This is a genomic window from Rhodopseudomonas boonkerdii (assembly GCF_021184025.1).
Taxonomy (GTDB): Bacteria; Pseudomonadota; Alphaproteobacteria; order Rhizobiales; family Xanthobacteraceae; genus Tardiphaga; species Tardiphaga boonkerdii.
The window spans coordinates 1,698,354-1,714,706 of the sequence record NZ_CP036537.1; the positions used below are offsets into that span (position 1 = coordinate 1,698,354).

The following is a 16,353-nucleotide window of genomic DNA, read 5'->3' on the forward strand; positions in this document are numbered from 1 at the left end:
CGGAAACCAAAAGGCCGGGCGGGGCCCGGCGGTGCGTGACGTCAGTGGCGCGATTTAGGGAATTGGAGGTGGGGGTGTCAAGCACGCCCTGCCAGTTGGGACCACATTGTTGTCCCCCAGGGGTAAAACCGGGCCGGTTCAGCTTCAGCCCGGCTGGCGAACCCGGGAAGCATGGGATTGCAGCGCCCGGATACGGTCCGCAAGGGTGCTGTTGGGGGCAAAACCGGCGTCATTGGCCGGGCGTGGCTGGCTGGCGGTGGGATCCGCGGCCAGAATGGCCTCGATGGGAGAATTTGGTCCTTCCAGCGCCATCGCCATTTTGGCGACTTCGGCAGCGATGTCGTTGATGCGCTCGCGGAGCAGGGCGTTTTCCATCCGCTCGGTGGCCCAGGCGCTCTCCGCCTGCTGGTGGATGGTGTTGAGGTCGCGTTGCAGCTTGCTACGTTCCTCGCGCGCGAGGCGAAGTTCCTGTTCCGCGCTCGCCTTCTCCGCCCGCAGTTGTTCGACCAGCGGAGAGCCCTTGCCGCCGGCATTGGCGGCAATCTCGACACGCAGGTTCCTTGCCGTCTGCTCTGCGGCTTCATTGGCCTGGCGGAGCTGTGCATTCTCGAAATCGCGTTCGGCAAGCAGTTTGGTCTGCTCCAGCAATTGGGTTTCGAGCTGATCGACGCGGGTGCTGAGCAGTTCCGCCTCATGCACCTGGATCGTCAGCTGCTGATCGAGATCGGTGACGCGGTGATTGAGGCTTTCAACGCGGGCGCGCGCTTCGGCGAGGTCGCGCGTGGCTGTCGCGGACTCGCCGCGCTGCAGTTCGAGCTTGTGCTGGGTCGATGAGAAGTCCTGCTCCGCAAGGCCGAGGCGGCTCTTCAGCTCCTCCACCTGCATGCGCACGGCCGTCAGCTCGACCTGCCGGCCCTCGGCAACCTGGGTGCGGTCGTCGCGTTCGGCGGTGATGCGCGCGAGTTCGTCCTGCTTGTCGGCGAGGGCACGCTCGGCAGCAGCGAGTGCTTCTGTCTTGGCTGCGAATTCGCTCTCCGTCGTCGCAAGCTTTTGCTTCACCGCCGCTTCGCGATTCTCCAGATCGAATATCGCAGCCGTCTTCTCGCTCAGCTCGACTTTCATCCGGTTGATGGCGTCGGTCTTCTTGCCGAGCTCGGCGAGCTGACCCGTCGTCTTGCCCTTGAGTTGTTCGACGCTCATTTCCAGGCGTCGTGCCGACATGGCGAATTCGGCGCGCAGCTGGTCCTTGTCAGCCTGGATCTCGGCCATCGACAGCGGCGTCGCGGCTTCCAGGCGGCGGGTGGTGAGGCGCACAGCCCGGTTATGCACCAGTGGCATGATCAGCAGGCTGCACAACATCGCGGCCAGAAAACCGATCGCCAGATACATGATCGGTTCGACCATGGCAGTATGCTCCACGCTGAAAAGTCGCGGTTAACATGCCATGCGTGCGCAGGCAAAGACAGCGTAACGCTTCGTTAACCTTGATGTCGGCCGCGTTCTCGCGGGATCAGAACGGGTTCCAGGTCGCCGTCGGCGTGTACTTGAGATAACCGATATTGGCGCCGAGGCGCAGGCCGAGGCCGGATCGGATCGGCACCAGCACGATATTATTGGCGGTCAGCGCGGTCATGCCGAAACCGCCGATAATGTAGGCGGAGCCGTCGATGCCGCCGAAACGCTGATAGATCGCCTGGGTCGCTGGCAGGTTATAGACCAGCGTCATGGTGCGGGCACCATCGCCGCCCCAGTCGAAGCCGAGCGAAGGACCCTGCCAGTAGACGCGCAGATCACCGGCATTCTTTGTGTAGAGCGTGCCTTCGCCATATCGGAGGCCCGCGACGATGGCGCCGGAGCCCTCCTCGCCCAGAATATATCCGTTCGGCAGACCCCACTGGCTGACCGCCTTTTCGATCACTGAAGCGAGGCCGCGCGAAACGTTGCCGAAGAAGCGGTGGCCGGCAGTGACAAGTTCTTCCGACCGGTAGGTGTCGGGCGCCTCACGGCCGCGTTGCTGGGCCGAAGCTGGCGTGACCGCAGCCGGAATCGTGGCGAGTGTGATCGCGGCGAGCGCCACCGCTGCCAGGCGTGATGCGAAGGTCATGAAAAGAACCCCTGGTATTCAATCTGAGGACCGCAGCTTTAACCTGATGCTGAGAAGCACCACGTTTAATCGGCGGTCAGTGTCCCCGAGTTTGCATAATATCGGTATCAACTATGACGGCACAACGGCGGGATTGGTGCGGGGGCGGCCGCGGAATTGCCTTGATCTTGCTCGTCTTGGGCCTTTGCACTCCGTTATGGGCTGGGACCAATGAACGCGTGGTCACCGACCGGTACAGCGGTTTGGCGATCGGAGGCTTCGATCCCGTCGCCTACTTCACTGATTCGGAGCCTTTGGCTGGCCTGCCGGATTTCGAGCTGACGGAGGACGGCGCGGTCTGGCGGTTCCGTAATGACGGTAATCGCACCGAGTTTGCCAGGCACCCCGACATATATGGTCCGCAATTCGGCGGCTACGATCCAGTGGACATGGCCCGCGGCGTTGCCGTTGCCGGCAATCCGCGTCTCTGGCTTGTTGCCAGTCAGAGACTCTATCTGTTCAGCCGTGAGGACAATCGGGACGCCTTCAAAGCGGCGCCGGTGACTTTTTTACCTGCCGCACGGAAAAAATGGCCTGACGTTCAGGAGACGCTGGCGCGCTAGCCTGGTGCGACACGATTACCCCAGGCGATGAACTCCGGAACGATGAAGTCTTCCCGCCGACCGCCGAAATGCAGCGGATGGCCGTGGCTGTCGGCGACATGCCCGCCGGCGGCGACGACCACGGCGTGGCCGGCGGCCACGTCCCATTCGCAGGTCGGCGACAGGCGGGGATAGATGTCGGCCTGACCCTCGGCGATGCGGCAGAACTTCAGCGCCGAGCCGAATTCCTGGCGCACCGCACCCGGCCGGCTGGAGATGAATGCTTCGCTGCGAATGTCGCCATGGGAACGGCTGACCGCCGCGATCCACGGCTGGCCGGCGGCAGGCATCCGGCGCGTCTTGATGGGGGTCGATTTGCCGATGGAACGGTCGGCCTTGATCTCGAGACGTTCGGCGCCGCGCCCGACAAGACCGCGCCAGACCAGCCCGAGCGCCGGAGCACCGACAATACCGAGCAGCGGCACGCCATCAGCGATCAGAGCGATATTCACCGTGAATTCCTGCCGTCCGGCAATGAATTCCTTGGTGCCGTCGAGCGGATCGATCAGGAACAGGGCGCCGGCATAGGGCGGTTCGGCAAGATGCAACCGTTCCTCGGACAATGTCGGGATGCCAGGGAATAGACGTGTCAGACCCTCGCAGATCACCCGATCGGCGGCAAGGTCGGCGAGCGTCACGGGAGAGCCGTCGGATTTACCTTCGACCGCCATCGCGTTGCGGTTCACGGTGAGAATGGCCGCGCCGGCTTGCACAGCTAGCTGTGTCAGGGGCTCCAGCAGCGCGGCGGCGTTCTCCATGTCGAGATGCGGAAGCGAATCGGTGGTCATGGCAAGCTTTCGTGTCTCGCTCGTGATTATGGTTGTATCGTCTGTCCTGGCGGGCCCACGGCCCGGTGTGGCCGGGCTGATTTCTGCAGTGTATCAAACCAAAGAGCAAATGTTTGATTCGCCGTTCATGTCGCGCGGCTTCAGGAGCCTATCCCATGTCTGATGCAACTTCGCCCGGTTCGGCACCCGACGCTCTCGAACTCGCCGCACTGCTGTCGTCGCGCGTTTGCCACGATTTGATCAGTCCGGTCGGCGCCATCGTCAACGGGCTTGAAGTGCTCGACGACAATCCGAAGCCCGAGGATAAGGAGTTCGCGCTCGACCTCATCCGCAAGAGCGCGAAGACGGCGTCGGCGCGTTTGCAGTTCTGCCGTCTCGCTTTCGGTGCCGCCGGTTCGGCAGGCGCACAAATCGATCTCGGCGATGCGCAGAATATGGCGCGCGGTCACCTCGAAGATAACAAGACCAGGATCGAGTGGAATCTGCCGCGCCTCTTGTTACCGAAGAACAAGGTGAAGCTGCTGCTCAACATGCTGATCATCGCGCAGCAGACGATTCCGCGCGGCGGAGTGCTCAAGGTCGATCCGGTCGGGGAAGGCGAGCCGACAGGTTTCCGTATCACTGCCACGGGCATCAATGCGCGCCTGCCGCAAAACATCGTCGATATGCTCACGGTCGAACAGGTCGGTAATATCGACGGACATGCCGTGCAGCCCTACTATACCCGCCTGCTCGCGGAAGGCACCGGCCTGAAAGTGACAATGGTTCTGGATAACGAGGCCGCAGTGGTGACAGCGACCTGATGACGCGCCGCTGCAGCTAACTTAACAAACTCTTTACGGGCCGCTCATTTGGGCGGCCCGTTTTCGTTTTCGTGTGTTGGTTCGATACCAGTCGCTCGGTCTTTCTCGGAATGCTCAACCAATATTAAACGCTTTATGGCGAGAGTAGCACTACTTCGATAAGGGCGCGCGACGGCGCGGGCTCCGATTGTGTGAAGGCCTGGTTCATGGATGATCTTCTCCGCGAGTTTCTGACCGAAACCAACGAAAGCCTGGACACGGTTGACAACCAGCTTGTCCGTTTCGAGCAAGACCCGAACAACGCGAAAATTCTCGATAATATCTTCCGTCTTGTTCATACGATCAAAGGGACTTGCGGCTTCCTCGGCCTGCCTCGCCTTGAAGCGCTGGCTCACGCCGCCGAAACGCTCATGGGCAAATTCCGCGACGGAATGCCCGTGACGGGAGAAGCGGTGACGCTCATCCTGACCACCATCGATCGCATTAAGGACATCCTCGCCCAGCTCGAGGCGACCGAAGCCGAGCCGCACGGTGTCGACGAGGACCTTATCGGCGAGCTTCATCACATGGTCGAAAGGGGCATGGAGACGATGAACAATCCGGCCCCTCCCATCGCACCGGACGTTGCGCCCGAACCCGTCGTGGAGTCGCCTCCGCTGGTCGTACAGACGCTGGAGCGAGAGCTGCGTCCAGGCGAAGTTTCGCTCGATGAACTGGAACGCGCCTTCCGCGAAACCGAAACCGAAGTGCAGCCGGTCGTTGCGGCTCCGGCGCCCGTGGCCGCATCCGCTCCTGCGCCGGTCGCCGAAGCCCAGCCCGCGGCGAAGCCCGCGCCCAAGCCGGCAGCCAAGAAGACCGTGGTCGAGGTCGAACAGGCAGAGGCCGACAAGGTCGCCAACCAGTCGATCCGCGTCAATGTCGACACGCTCGAACATCTCATGACGATGGTCTCGGAGCTGGTGCTGACCCGTAACCAGCTGCTCGAAATCAGCCGTCGCCACGAAGACACCGAATTCAAGGTGCCGTTGCAGCGCCTGTCCACCGTAACGGCCGAGCTGCAGGACGGCGTTATGAAGACGCGCATGCAGCCGATCGGCAATGCCTGGCAGAAGCTGCCGCGCATCGTTCGCGATCTCGCCGGTGAACTCGGCAAGCAGATCGAACTCGAAATGCACGGCGCCGACACCGAACTCGATCGCCAGGTGCTCGACCTGATTAAGGACCCGCTGACGCACATGGTGCGCAACTCGGCGGATCACGGCCTCGAAACCCCGGCCGAACGTGCCGCCATCGGCAAGCCGGAGCAGGGCACGATCCGGCTCTCCGCCTATCATGAAGGCGGTCATATCCTGATCTGCATCGCCGACAACGGCCGCGGTCTGAACACCGAGCGCATCAAAGCGAAGGCGATCCAGAACGGTCTCGCCACAGAAGCCGATATCGAAAAGATGTCGGAAGCACAGATCCACAAATTCATCTTCGCGCCGGGCTTCTCCACCGCGGCGGCTGTCACCAGCGTTTCCGGCCGCGGCGTCGGCATGGACGTGGTGCGCACCAATATCGATCAGATCGGCGGCACCATCGACATCAAGTCGGTGGCCGGCGAAGGTTCCAGCGTCACCATCAAGATTCCGCTGACGCTTGCCATCGTCTCGGCGCTGATCGTCGAAGCCGGTGGTGATCGCTTCGCGATTCCGCAGCTCGCAGTGGTGGAGCTGGTGCGCGCGCGCGCCAATTCGGAACATCGTATCGAGCGCATCAAGGAGACCCCCGTTCTTCGCTTGCGAAACAAGCTGTTGCCGCTGATGCATCTGAAGAAGCTGCTCAAGATCGACGACGGCTCGTCAGCCGATCCGGAGAACGGATTCATCGTCGTCACGCAGGTCGGCAACCAGACCTTCGGCATCGTGGTCGATGGCGTCTTCCACACGGAAGAAATCGTCGTGAAGCCGATGTCCACCAAGCTGCGCCACATCAACATGTTCTCGGGCAATACCATTCTCGGCGATGGCGCGGTGATCATGATCGTCGATCCCAACGGCATCGCGCAGGAACTGGGTGCGCAAGCCTCCAATCTGGGCGAGATCGCCGACGAGCACGCTGCGGCCCGCGCACTCGGTGCCGAGCAACTCACCTCGTTGCTGGTGTTCCGCGCCGGCTCGTCGCAGCCCAAGGCTGTTCCGCTCGGTCTGGTCACCCGTCTCGAAGAGATCGGAATCGACAAGATCGAACTGTCGAACGGCCGTTACATGGTCCAGTATCGCGATCAGCTGATGCCGCTGGTGCAGATGGAGAACGTCTCCGTCCGCTCGGCCGGCACCCAGCCGATCCTGGTGTTCGCCGACGATGGCCGCTCCATGGGTCTCGTGGTTGATGAAATCGTCGATATCGTCGAAGAGCGCCTGCATATCGAAGTGGCCTCGAGCCGCGATGGCATTCTCGGTTCGGCGGTAATCAAGGGTCTTGCCACCGAAGTCATCGATGTCGGTCATTTCCTGCCGCAGGCCTTTGCGGACTGGTTCTCGCGCAAGGAGATGCGGGCGTCGTCTACGGCCCAGTCGGTGCTGCTGGTCGATGACAGCGCGTTCTTCCGTAACATGCTGTCGCCCGTGCTCAAGGCGGCCGGCTACAAAGTCCGCACCGCGACCAATGCCCACGAAGGCCTCACCGTTCTGCGCTCCGGCCAGGAATTCGATGTCATCCTTACCGACATCGAGATGCCGGATATGAACGGTTTCGAGTTCGCTGAGACCATCCGCGCGGATCAGAAGCATGGCCAGACGCCGATCATCGCGCTCTCTGCCATGATCTCGCCAGCTGCCATCGAACGCGGCCGTCAGGCCGGCTTCCATGATTATGTCGCGAAGTTCGATCGGCCCGGCCTGATTGCCGCGCTCAAGGAACAGACGGCAGACGTGCAGCAGGCGGCTTAAGGGAATTCGCACATGACCACCACCAACGTGACCCACACCGCCGACGGTGCCGTTACCGAATATGTCACCACCATGATCGGCGGACAGCTGTTCGGCATGCCGATTTCGCGTGTGCAGGACGTCTTCATGCCGGAACGTTTAACCCGCGTGCCGCTCGCCTCCAGCGACGTCGCGGGTGTGCTCAATCTGCGCGGACGCATCGTCACAGCGATCGACATGCGTTCTCGCCTCGGATTGCCCAAGAACACCGACGGAAAGCCGCCGATGGCGGTTGGCGTCGAACTACGCGGCGAGTCTTACGGGCTGCTGATCGATTCCATCGGTGAAGTTCTCAAGCTCGCCGATGAGAGCCGTGAGGTGAACCCGGTCAATCTCGACCCGCGCATGGCGAAAATGGCCGACGGCGTTCACCGCCTCGATGGCCAGCTGATGGTTGTGCTCGACGTCGATCGCGTGCTCGAAATCCCGACCGACAAGCTGGCTGCCTAATGCGATCCCGAAAAGCAACGACCGCTTTTCGGGATCGGGTCGATACTCGGGAAATGGTTCGGCAACTGGACGATCCTGTCCACGGAGGAAGTGTCCCGCCAGGGATATGACAAGTGAGGCTCACATGAAGACATGTCTGGTTGTCGATGACTCCAGCGTCATCCGTAAAGTCGCCCGCCGCATTCTCGAAGGTCTCGACTTCGAGATCACCGAGGCGGAGGACGGCGAGAAAGCGCTGGAAATGTGCAAGCACATGCTGCCCGATGCGGTGTTGCTCGACTGGAACATGCCGGTGATGGACGGTTACGAGTTCCTGCGCAATCTGCGCCGTATGCCCGGCGGCGACGTGCCGAAAGTCGTGTTCTGTACCACCGAGAACGATGTCGCACATATTGCGCGCGCGCTGCACGCCGGCGCGAACGAGTACATCATGAAGCCGTTCGACAAGGACATCGTCTCTGCGAAGTTCGCCGAAGTCGGCCTGATCTGATTTTTCGCGCCGGTACCGGATTCAGGTACCGGCGCGATTCTTTTTGGTTAATGCCTTTCTGTTGAAGTGTGTACTCGTTGCGTGTGTTGCGTCTGGTGAGTTGATGAGTGTTGCTGTGATGAGCCCGGCCGCGGCCGATTCGCGTTATGAGCCGCTGCGTGTCATGCTGGTGGATGACTCCGTGGTCATCCGCGGCCTGATCGCGCGGTGGATCGAGGCCGAGCCGGACATGACGGTGGTCGGTTCGCTGCGCACCGGGCTCGATGCGGTCAACCAGGTCGAGCGCATCAATCCGGACGTCGCCATTCTCGATATTGAGATGCCGGATTTGGATGGCATCACGGCGCTGCCTCAGTTGTTGGCGAAGAAGCGTAGTCTGATCGTCATCATGGCCTCGACGCTGACGCGTCGCAACGCCGAGATCAGCTTCAAGGCGATGTCGCTCGGTGCCGCCGATTACATTCCGAAGCCGGAGAGCACTCGCGAAATTTCCGCGGCCGACATCTTCAAGCATGATCTGCTGCAGAAGATCCGCAATCTCGGTGCTCGCGTTCGTCGCCTGAAGTCTGTGGCAAGTCCTTCGATCGCTCCGGCCACGCAAGCAACGCCTGCTTCCGTTGCGCGTCCCGCGCATGTCGCTGCCACGCCCAGGCCGGCGACGCGTCCGTTCAGCGCGAGCGTGCCGCGCGCATTGCTGATCGGCTCCTCCACCGGAGGTCCGCAGGCGCTGATGGCGCTGGTAGCCGAGATCGGCCCGGTCATCGATCGCGTGCCGGTACTGATCACCCAGCACATGCCGCCGACCTTCACTACCATTCTCGCCGAGCATCTCGCCCGCGCCAGCAAGCGCCCGGCGCATGAAGGCATCGACGGTGAACCCGTCAAACCCGGCACGATCTATCTGGCGCCGGGTGGCAAGCATATGCGCGCGGCGAAACAGGGAGCCAATATCGTCATCGCGCTCGATGACGGCCCTCCGGTGAATTTCTGCAAGCCCGCGGTGGATCCGCTGTTCACGTCCGGCATCGATGTCTGGCAGAGTGGGGTGCTCGCCGTCGTATTGACCGGCATGGGCTCGGATGGCATGCGCGGCGGCAAGGAAGTCGTCGCCGCCGGCGGCAATGTGATTGCGCAGGATGAAGCCACCAGCGTCGTCTGGGGCATGCCCGGCGCTGCCGCCAATGCCGGTATCTGTTCCGCTATTCTGCCGCTCAATCAGATCGGTGCGAAAATCACCCGCCTGTTCTCCGGAGATCGTTCATGACGCCTGCCGATTACGATTTCCTCCGCAAATTCCTGAAGGAGAGATCAGGCCTCGATCTGTCCGCGGACAAGCAGTATCTGGTCGAGAGTCGCCTGGTGCCGCTGGCGCGCAAGGCGAATCTCAATGGCATCGACGATCTAGTACAGAAGGTCAGGACCGGCAATTCCGTGCTTGGCGCGGACGTCGTCGAGGCGATGACGACCAACGAAACGTTTTTCTTTCGCGACAAGATGCCGTTCGATCATCTGCGCGATGTCGTGCTGCCGGAGATGATCCAGGCGCGCAGCGCCCGCCGCAGCTTGCGCATCTGGTGCGCGGCTGCATCGACGGGGCAGGAGCCGTATTCGATCGCCATGGTGATCAAGGAAATGAGCGCACAGCTTTCCGGCTGGCGCATCGAGATTATCGGCACGGATATTTCGCAGCAGGTGCTGGAGAAATCGAAGGCTGGCATCTACACCCAGTTCGAGGTGCAGCGGGGCCTGCCGATTCAGTTGTTGGTGAAGTACTTCAAGCAGATCGGCGACATGTGGCAGATCGCTCCCGAACTGCGCGCCATGGTCCAGTACAAGCCACTGAACCTGCTTGCCGACTTCTCACATCTCGGCAAGTTCGACATCGTGTTCTGCCGCAATGTGTTGATCTATTTCGATCAGGAAACGAAAACGCAGATTTTCGGCCGGCTCGTCAGATGTATGGAGGCTGATAGTTTTCTTGCGCTCGGCGCGGCCGAAACCGTCGTCGGCCTCACCGACGCGTTCAAGCCGCATGCGGACAAGCGTGGTCTGTATCGTCCGGCAGCCATGTACGCTGCACCGTCGATCGTACCGCCAATGGTGCCGGCGGGCTCAAAAATCGCGATGCCTGCGCGATAGTCGTCGGGCGGATTCGGCCAAGCCGTCATCCGCCGGTATCGTCATCGAAATAGGCCGGCAGCAGGTTGGGATGGTTCGGAAACATCGTCCTGAGCGGCGGCAGGATGCCCTTGTTGGAGAGGATCGCCTTCCATGGCGGCTCGATTGATCTGCCGTTCGATGGCCTGTTCAAGCCAGGTCCATTGAAGGACGGCGGCTTCAAACAGCGATGCCGGCTTGTCGGCATTGTATTCGTCTCGCCCGGCATGGGGAGAGTTCACGCGTGCAAACAAAAACCCCGCCTTGCGGCGGGGTTTTCGTGAGAACGTTCGGGGAGAAAAGATCAGGCCGGGATGCGAATCTCGTCATCGCTGGGTTCGCGGAGCACGTAACCGCGGCCCCACACCGTTTCGATGAAGTTGCGGCCTTCTGAGGCGTTGGCCAGCTTCTTGCGGAGCTTGCAGATGAAGACGTCGATGATCTTCAGCTCGGGCTCGTCCATGCCACCATAGAGATGGTTGAGGAACATTTCCTTGGTGAGGGTGGTGCCCTTGCGGAGCGAGAGCAGCTCCAGCATCTGATATTCCTTGCCGGTCAGATGGACGCGCTGACCGCCGACTTCCACCGTCTTGGTGTCGAGATTGACCACGAGATCGCCGGTCTGGATGACCGACTGGGCATGACCCTTGGAGCGGCGCACGATCGCATGGATGCGGGCAACCAGCTCGTCCTTGTGGAAGGGTTTGGTCATGTAGTCGTCGGCGCCGACGCCGAGACCCTTGACCTTGTCCTCGATGCCGGCGAGGCCCGAGAGAATGAGGATCGGGGTCTTGATCTTCGACACCCGCAGCTGCTTGAGCACATCATAGCCGGACATGTCCGGGAGATTGAGATCGAGCAGGATAATATCGTAATCGTAGAGTTTGCCGAGATCGACGCCCTCTTCTCCGAGGTCCGTCGTGTAGACGTTGAAGCTCTCGGATTTGAGCATCAGCTCAATCGACTGCGCAACAGCGCTATCATCTTCAATTAGCAAAACGCGCATGCCAGTCCCCTTTGGTCGCCGCTGCGGGCGTCAGGTCGGCCGCCATACTTGCGGCACCAATAAACGCCTACGAACAACTGATTCGGATCCTGACGAGATATGGTTAACAAATGCTGATTCTTCTCCGCAAGCGCTAATCGTGCAAATTTTGCCGAATCGCCGTAAGATGTTGCGTCAAAGACTCTTTTTGTACCCGTATCCGCTCAAGTTCCACATGAGGAGAAGGCCGCGACCTGCTCCATCGATTCACACCGTCTTTCTGCCGGCGCGAATGCTCTCAGTCATCCAAGACAGTGTGGGAATGATTAACGATGCGGGTAAACACAGGGTTAAGGGCCCGGCGGCAATGAGGCGAAACTTTAAAGCTTTCGCTACGAAGCATTCACGTTGAAGGCGACGATAAGGCAGTAAAGGCCGGACTTCCTTGAAAGCGCATTGCTCGTGAAAGCACTTGCCGAACAGATCGCCGATATCGACGGCGTCAACATCTACGGACGCGTGGTCGGCGTGCGCGGTCTCATGGTGGAGATCGCCGGCCCCATCCACGCCATGTCCGTCGGCGCGCGTCTCGTCATCGAGACCGGCACCAACCGTTTCATCCCAGCCGAGGTGATCGGCTTCTCCGGCGACAATGCTGTCGTGATGCCCTTTGCCGGCCTCGAGGGCGTCCGCCGTGGCTGCCGTGCAGTCATCGCCAATGCTGCCAGCATGGTGCGGCCGTCGATCGGCTGGCTCGGCCGCGTGGTCAATGCCATGGGCGAGCCCATTGATGGCAAGGGCCCGCTGCCGCAGGGCCCGGCGCCGATGCCCTATCGTGCAGCGCCGCCGCCGGCGCATGCGCGCAAGCGCGTCGGTGCGCCGCTCGATCTCGGCGTCCGTTCCATGAACACCTTTCTCACCTGCTGCCGCGGTCAGCGCATGGGCATTTTCGCTGGTTCGGGCGTCGGTAAGTCGGTGCTGCTCTCGATGCTGGCGCGCAACGTCGATGCGGATGTCTCGGTCATCGGCCTGATCGGCGAGCGTGGTCGCGAGGTGCAGGAGTTCCTGCAAGAGGATCTCGGCGAGGAAGGTCTCGCCCGCGCGGTGGTCGTGGTGGCGACCTCGGACGAGCCGGCGCTGATGCGCCGCCAGGCTGCCTATCTCACTTTGTCCATCTCGGAATACTTCCGCGACGAGGGCAAGGACGTCATGTGCATGATGGACTCGGTCACCCGTTTCGCCATGGCGCAGCGCGAGATCGGCCTCTCCGTGGGCGAGCCGCCGACCGCAAAAGGTTATACGCCGACGGTCTTCACCGAATTGCCGAAGCTGCTGGAACGGGCAGGGCCCGGCACCGACGAAGGTTCCATCACAGCGATCTTCACGGTGCTGGTGGACGGCGACGATCACAACGAACCCGTGGCCGACGCGGTGCGCGGCATTCTCGATGGCCATATCGTCATGCAGCGCGGCATCGCCGAGCGTGGGCGCTATCCGGCCATCAATATTCTCAAATCCGTTTCGCGTACCATGCCGCGTTCCTGCGATCCGGCCTATCTGCCGACCATCACGCGCGCGCGCCAGATCATGGCGACCTACTCGGATATGGAAGAGCTGATCCGCCTCGGCGCCTATCGCGCCGGTTCCAGCCCGGAGGTGGACGAGGCCATCGCGCTGCACGAGCCGCTCGAGGCGTTCCTGCGCCAGCGCAAGGACGAGGTATGTGGATTGCTGGAGGGATACCAGCAACTGCAACAAATCGTTGGTAGTTTGGCAACGGAACGCTAACTTTGTCGCGGCATCATGATCGCCAGAGATGGAATTCGGCCGGCTGCTCCCGTTCGGGCTGCTGGCGTTGTCCCGCTTTGAGACCGGGACTTCTGGGGAGTATGAGTCGATGAAGTCACGTGACACCCTGATCCGCCTGAAGAAGTTTCAGGTCGACGAGAAGCGCCGCCGGGTCAATCAGATCGAAGGCATGATCGCCGACTTCCAGCGCATGTCGGTCGATCTGGAGCGCGAGATCCAGACCGAGCAGGACCGCGCCGGCATTCAGGATCCGTCCCACTTCGCCTATCCGACTTATGCCAAGGCCGCGATCCAGCGCCGCGAAAACCTGACCCGCTCGGCCGACGAATTGCGCGTCCAGCTCGAAGACGCCAAGGCGCTGCTCGCCGAAGCCTTCGAAGAGCTCAAGAAGGTCGAACTGCTCGACGAGCGCGACCAGGCCCGGGCCCGCGAAGAGGAGAATGCCCGCGAGCAGGCCGATCTCGACAGCATCGGCCTGATGCGCGCCCGCATCGGTGCGGTCGCCTGAGACCGGATTACTTCGGTACGAAGCTTTCAAGCCCGGGCTGCAAGGTCCGGGTTTTTCATTGGCCTGTATCCACAGCGCGAACAACCATCATGGCTTGCGCGCCGGTATTCATGTTACGAGTCGGCAATACCGCTTCGCGAAGCCCATCACGTAGCAAAAGATATTTCCAGGTCGAGGAGACGGGATGCTCACGCCGGCAGAACTGGTCTGGCTCATCGCAGCGGTTGCAAAGGGCGATGAGGCTGCATTCGAGCGCCTTTATACCGCCACGCGCGCGAAACTGTTCGGTGTCGTTCTCCGTATCTTGCGCAGACAGGATCTCGCGGAGGAAGTGATCCAGGAGGTCTATGTCAAGATCTGGAACAGCGCCGGCCAGTTCAACCCCGGCGTCGCGTCGCCAATCACATGGATGGCTTCGATAGCGCGCAATCGCGCGATCGATGTCGTGCGCAAGAAGGGCGAGGTGTCGATAGAGGAAGAGCCGGCCGCCATGGACGTCGCCGCCGATACGCCCGATCCGCTCGCGCGCCGCGAGATGACCGAAGAATTGCGGCGCCTGCTCGAATGCGTCGGGCAGCTCGAACCGGAACGGCAGAAGCTGGTGCTGCTCGCTTACTACAACGGCTGGAGTCGCGAACAGCTTGCGGCCAAATTCCAGACGCCCGTGAACACCGTAAAGACATGGCTGCGCCGAAGCATGTTGGATATCCGCGCATGTCTGGGGCTGGCATGATGGACTACAGCGAAGATCATATCGTACTCGCCGCGGAATACGCGCTCGGCACGCTCGATGCCGACGAACGCGCGCAGGTCGAGCAGATGATGGTGGTCGACAAGAACTATGCGGCTGTCGTCGAGTCGTGGGAGCGCGCGCTCGCCGTGCTCAATCACATGGTCGGTCTTGTCGAGCCGCGTCCGCAGGTGTGGGACAGCATCCGCAGCACCATTGGCCTGTCGGGTCAGCAGGCGCCCCTCGTGCTGCCATCGGTGCCGGAGCCCGCAGCGGCGCCCGTTGCCGAAGCCGTGCGCGAGCCTGTGCAGGCCGACAGTTCCAATGTCATCGTCCTGATGCGCCGCGCGCAGCGCTGGCGCGGTATTGCTGCCGCGACGGGGGCCATTGCTGCCGCGCTGATTGCCCTGATCGGCGTGCAGGCGACGCGTCCGGATCTTTTGCCGGCCGGTCTTCGTCCAAAGCCGATCGTGCAGGTCGTCCAGCAGGCGCCGGCACCTCAGCAACTCGCCGCGCAGTCGCAATATGTCGCTTTGCTGCAGACCGATGCGTCATCGCCGGCCTTCATTCTCACCGTCGATGCCGTGACCAAGAATTTCACGGTTCGCCGTGTCGGCGCCGAACCGCAGACGGGTAAGAGCTACGAGCTCTGGATCGTGTCCGACAAGTTTCAGAGCCCGCGTTCGCTCGGCGTGATTGGCGGCGATGAATTCACCACCCGCGCCGCGCTTGCGACCTACGATCCGGAGACGGTCAATCAGGCCACCTACGCGGTGACCATCGAACCGGAAGGCGGCTCGCCGACCGGTTCGGCGACGGGCCCGATCGTGTTCACCGGCAAGCTGATCGAAACGGTACCGCCGCCGAAGTGAAACTCGAACCCTCATCCTCAGTGTCTGACCGCAAACTCGCCCCCTCATGGTGAGGAGCGGCCACAGGCCGCGTCTCGAACCATGAGATGGCTTTGCAGGACCGTCTCGAAAGATATTTCGTAGGATGCCGGAGCTCCCGGTCCATCCTTCGAGACGCCATTTCTGACGAAATGGCTCCTCAGGATGAGGTTTGGGGCTTTTTCGGTCAGGTTCTGAGGAGCCGGGCAGAGCGCGGCGTCTCGAAGGGTGGCGGCCCTCTGGAGCCAAGCCAACTCATGGTTCGAGACGGCGCTCTCAGCGGCGCAATTGCACCGCTAGGCCTCCTCACCATGAGGGATTGAGTACGTAGTGCTCAACTACACAAACAGAGCACCCCACAAAAGAAAAACGCCCGTGGGGAGCGGGCGTTTTCCATTTAGCAGTCCACTTGGGGGGAGTGGGGTCTGCTGCGTCCGCATGACGACCTTGGGGGACATCGGCATGCGAATTCATAAAACTCTTAGCGGACCATGCTCGCGTTCGACGTTGCCGTCGTCACCGGTGCGCCGGCCTTGATGGTGCGCGCGGTCTGCGTGAAGCTCTGATCCGAATTGATGCGCGACGAGATACCGACACCCGCCACGAAAATACCTGCCACGAGAGCCACGACGACCACTTTCAGGTGGGTCATGCGATCCGCGCTGTAAATCGAGTGGTTCATCGAACGCTCCTGCCGTTCTCTTCCTGACGACTCGTTGGTGTCGAGCTTCTGCCGTCAGGTTCACAATCTGTGTTGCAAGAAACGTAAAATCGAGGGCTGACGTTCCGGATTGACGATCACAAGGCGGTGAGATTCCGTGATTGCATGCCCCGCAAACGGGCGGGTAAACCTGGATTTTGTAAAATATTCTCTATTTATCAAGAAGATAGATTGTTTTGTCGCAGCTTGTGGTGATCTGCCGGTGAAACATTACGAATCGGCAAGCCTCTTGTGTGTGATGAATTTGCATCGCCGGTCCTGAGGTGATTTGCCGGCCAGCAGCGTTTTCGAGCCGAGTAGCTATG

General features: G+C 61.4%; 16 protein-coding genes and 2 pseudogenes. 11 read left to right on the plus strand and 7 right to left on the minus strand.

The window, feature by feature from the left end; all coding sequences use genetic code 11:
* Window positions 1–144 precede the first annotated feature (144 nt).
* Both E0H22_RS07940 and E0H22_RS07945 read right to left on the minus strand, forming a co-directional pair.
* A complete protein-coding gene (locus E0H22_RS07940; RefSeq protein ID WP_233025112.1) occupies window positions 145–1,404 on the minus strand; it encodes a coiled-coil domain-containing protein in 1,260 nt (419 codons plus the stop codon).
* A 106-nt stretch (window positions 1,405–1,510) separates the two neighbouring features.
* Window positions 1,511–2,104, minus strand: coding sequence for a DUF1134 domain-containing protein (locus E0H22_RS07945; RefSeq protein ID WP_233025113.1), 594 nt, complete (start codon window positions 2,102–2,104; stop codon window positions 1,511–1,513).
* 113 nt (window positions 2,105–2,217) lie between these two features.
* Between E0H22_RS07945 and E0H22_RS07950 the strand changes: the two genes are divergently transcribed.
* Window positions 2,218–2,706, plus strand: coding sequence for a YHS domain-containing (seleno)protein (locus E0H22_RS07950; RefSeq protein ID WP_430715230.1), 489 nt, complete (start codon window positions 2,218–2,220; stop codon window positions 2,704–2,706).
* Here the strand turns inward: E0H22_RS07950 and cysQ are convergent.
* Window positions 2,703–3,533 (minus strand): 3'(2'),5'-bisphosphate nucleotidase CysQ, encoded by an 831-nt coding sequence (gene cysQ, locus E0H22_RS07955; RefSeq protein ID WP_233025116.1) that lies wholly within the window; start codon window positions 3,531–3,533, stop codon window positions 2,703–2,705. The genes E0H22_RS07950 and cysQ overlap by 4 nt on opposite strands.
* Window positions 3,534–3,688: 155 nt before the next feature.
* On the opposite strand from cysQ, the gene chpT reads away from it, so the two are divergent.
* The 6 genes from chpT to E0H22_RS07985 all read left to right on the plus strand — a co-directional run bounded on the left by chpT (window position 3,689) and on the right by E0H22_RS07985 (window position 10,387).
* On the plus strand, window positions 3,689–4,336 hold the full coding sequence (chpT, locus tag E0H22_RS07960) for a histidine phosphotransferase ChpT (protein WP_233025118.1): 648 nt from the start codon (window positions 3,689–3,691) through the stop codon (window positions 4,334–4,336).
* 206 nt (window positions 4,337–4,542) lie between these two features.
* Window positions 4,543–7,269 carry a hybrid sensor histidine kinase/response regulator gene (locus tag E0H22_RS07965; protein ID WP_233025119.1) on the plus strand — a complete coding sequence of 909 codons (2,727 nt, stop codon included), beginning with the start codon at window positions 4,543–4,545 and terminating at the stop codon, window positions 7,267–7,269.
* Window positions 7,270–7,281: 12 nt separating this feature from the next.
* A complete protein-coding gene (locus E0H22_RS07970; RefSeq protein ID WP_233025120.1) occupies window positions 7,282–7,758 on the plus strand; it encodes a chemotaxis protein CheW in 477 nt (158 codons plus the stop codon).
* Window positions 7,759–7,882: 124 nt separating this feature from the next.
* Window positions 7,883–8,248, plus strand: a complete 366-nt coding sequence (locus E0H22_RS07975; protein ID WP_233025121.1) for a response regulator — start codon at window positions 7,883–7,885, stop codon at window positions 8,246–8,248.
* A gap of 103 nt (window positions 8,249–8,351) precedes the next feature.
* The gene (locus E0H22_RS07980) at window positions 8,352–9,512 is read left to right on the plus strand and encodes a protein-glutamate methylesterase/protein-glutamine glutaminase (RefSeq protein WP_233025122.1); all 1,161 of its coding nucleotides are present in this window, start codon (window positions 8,352–8,354) and stop codon (window positions 9,510–9,512) included.
* Window positions 9,509–10,387, plus strand: coding sequence for a CheR family methyltransferase (locus tag E0H22_RS07985; protein ID WP_233025124.1), 879 nt, complete (start codon window positions 9,509–9,511; stop codon window positions 10,385–10,387). The genes E0H22_RS07980 and E0H22_RS07985 overlap by 4 nt, the downstream gene beginning before the upstream one ends.
* A gap of 37 nt (window positions 10,388–10,424) precedes the next feature.
* Here E0H22_RS07985 and E0H22_RS26025 read toward each other — a convergent pair.
* From E0H22_RS26025 to ctrA, 3 genes and pseudogenes are all read right to left on the minus strand, one after another.
* Window positions 10,425–10,538, minus strand: a pseudogene (locus E0H22_RS26025) (glutathionylspermidine synthase family protein); the annotation flags it as partial.
* Between the two features lie 37 nt (window positions 10,539–10,575).
* A pseudogene (locus E0H22_RS26030) lies at window positions 10,576–10,647 on the minus strand (hypothetical protein); the annotation flags it as partial.
* A gap of 62 nt (window positions 10,648–10,709) precedes the next feature.
* Window positions 10,710–11,411, minus strand: coding sequence for a response regulator transcription factor CtrA (gene ctrA / locus E0H22_RS07995; protein WP_233025125.1), 702 nt, complete (start codon window positions 11,409–11,411; stop codon window positions 10,710–10,712).
* Window positions 11,412–11,852: 441 nt separating this feature from the next.
* Between ctrA and fliI the strand changes: the two genes are divergently transcribed.
* From fliI to E0H22_RS08015, 4 genes are all read left to right on the plus strand, one after another.
* Window positions 11,853–13,178, plus strand: a complete 1,326-nt coding sequence (gene fliI, locus E0H22_RS08000) for a flagellar protein export ATPase FliI (RefSeq protein WP_233026193.1) — start codon at window positions 11,853–11,855, stop codon at window positions 13,176–13,178.
* 109 nt (window positions 13,179–13,287) lie between these two features.
* Window positions 13,288–13,707 (plus strand): flagellar export protein FliJ, encoded by a 420-nt coding sequence (gene fliJ / locus E0H22_RS08005; protein WP_233025126.1) that lies wholly within the window; start codon window positions 13,288–13,290, stop codon window positions 13,705–13,707.
* A 184-nt stretch (window positions 13,708–13,891) separates the two neighbouring features.
* Window positions 13,892–14,440, plus strand: a complete 549-nt coding sequence (locus tag E0H22_RS08010; RefSeq protein WP_233025127.1) for a sigma-70 family RNA polymerase sigma factor — start codon at window positions 13,892–13,894, stop codon at window positions 14,438–14,440.
* Window positions 14,440–15,309, plus strand: a complete 870-nt coding sequence (locus E0H22_RS08015; protein ID WP_233026195.1) for an anti-sigma factor — start codon at window positions 14,440–14,442, stop codon at window positions 15,307–15,309. The genes E0H22_RS08010 and E0H22_RS08015 overlap by 1 nt, the downstream gene beginning before the upstream one ends.
* Window positions 15,310–15,808: 499 nt before the next feature.
* Here E0H22_RS08015 and E0H22_RS08020 read toward each other — a convergent pair whose 3' ends face one another.
* Window positions 15,809–16,009, minus strand: coding sequence for a hypothetical protein (locus tag E0H22_RS08020; protein ID WP_233025128.1), 201 nt, complete (start codon window positions 16,007–16,009; stop codon window positions 15,809–15,811).
* Window positions 16,010–16,353 lie beyond the last annotated feature (344 nt).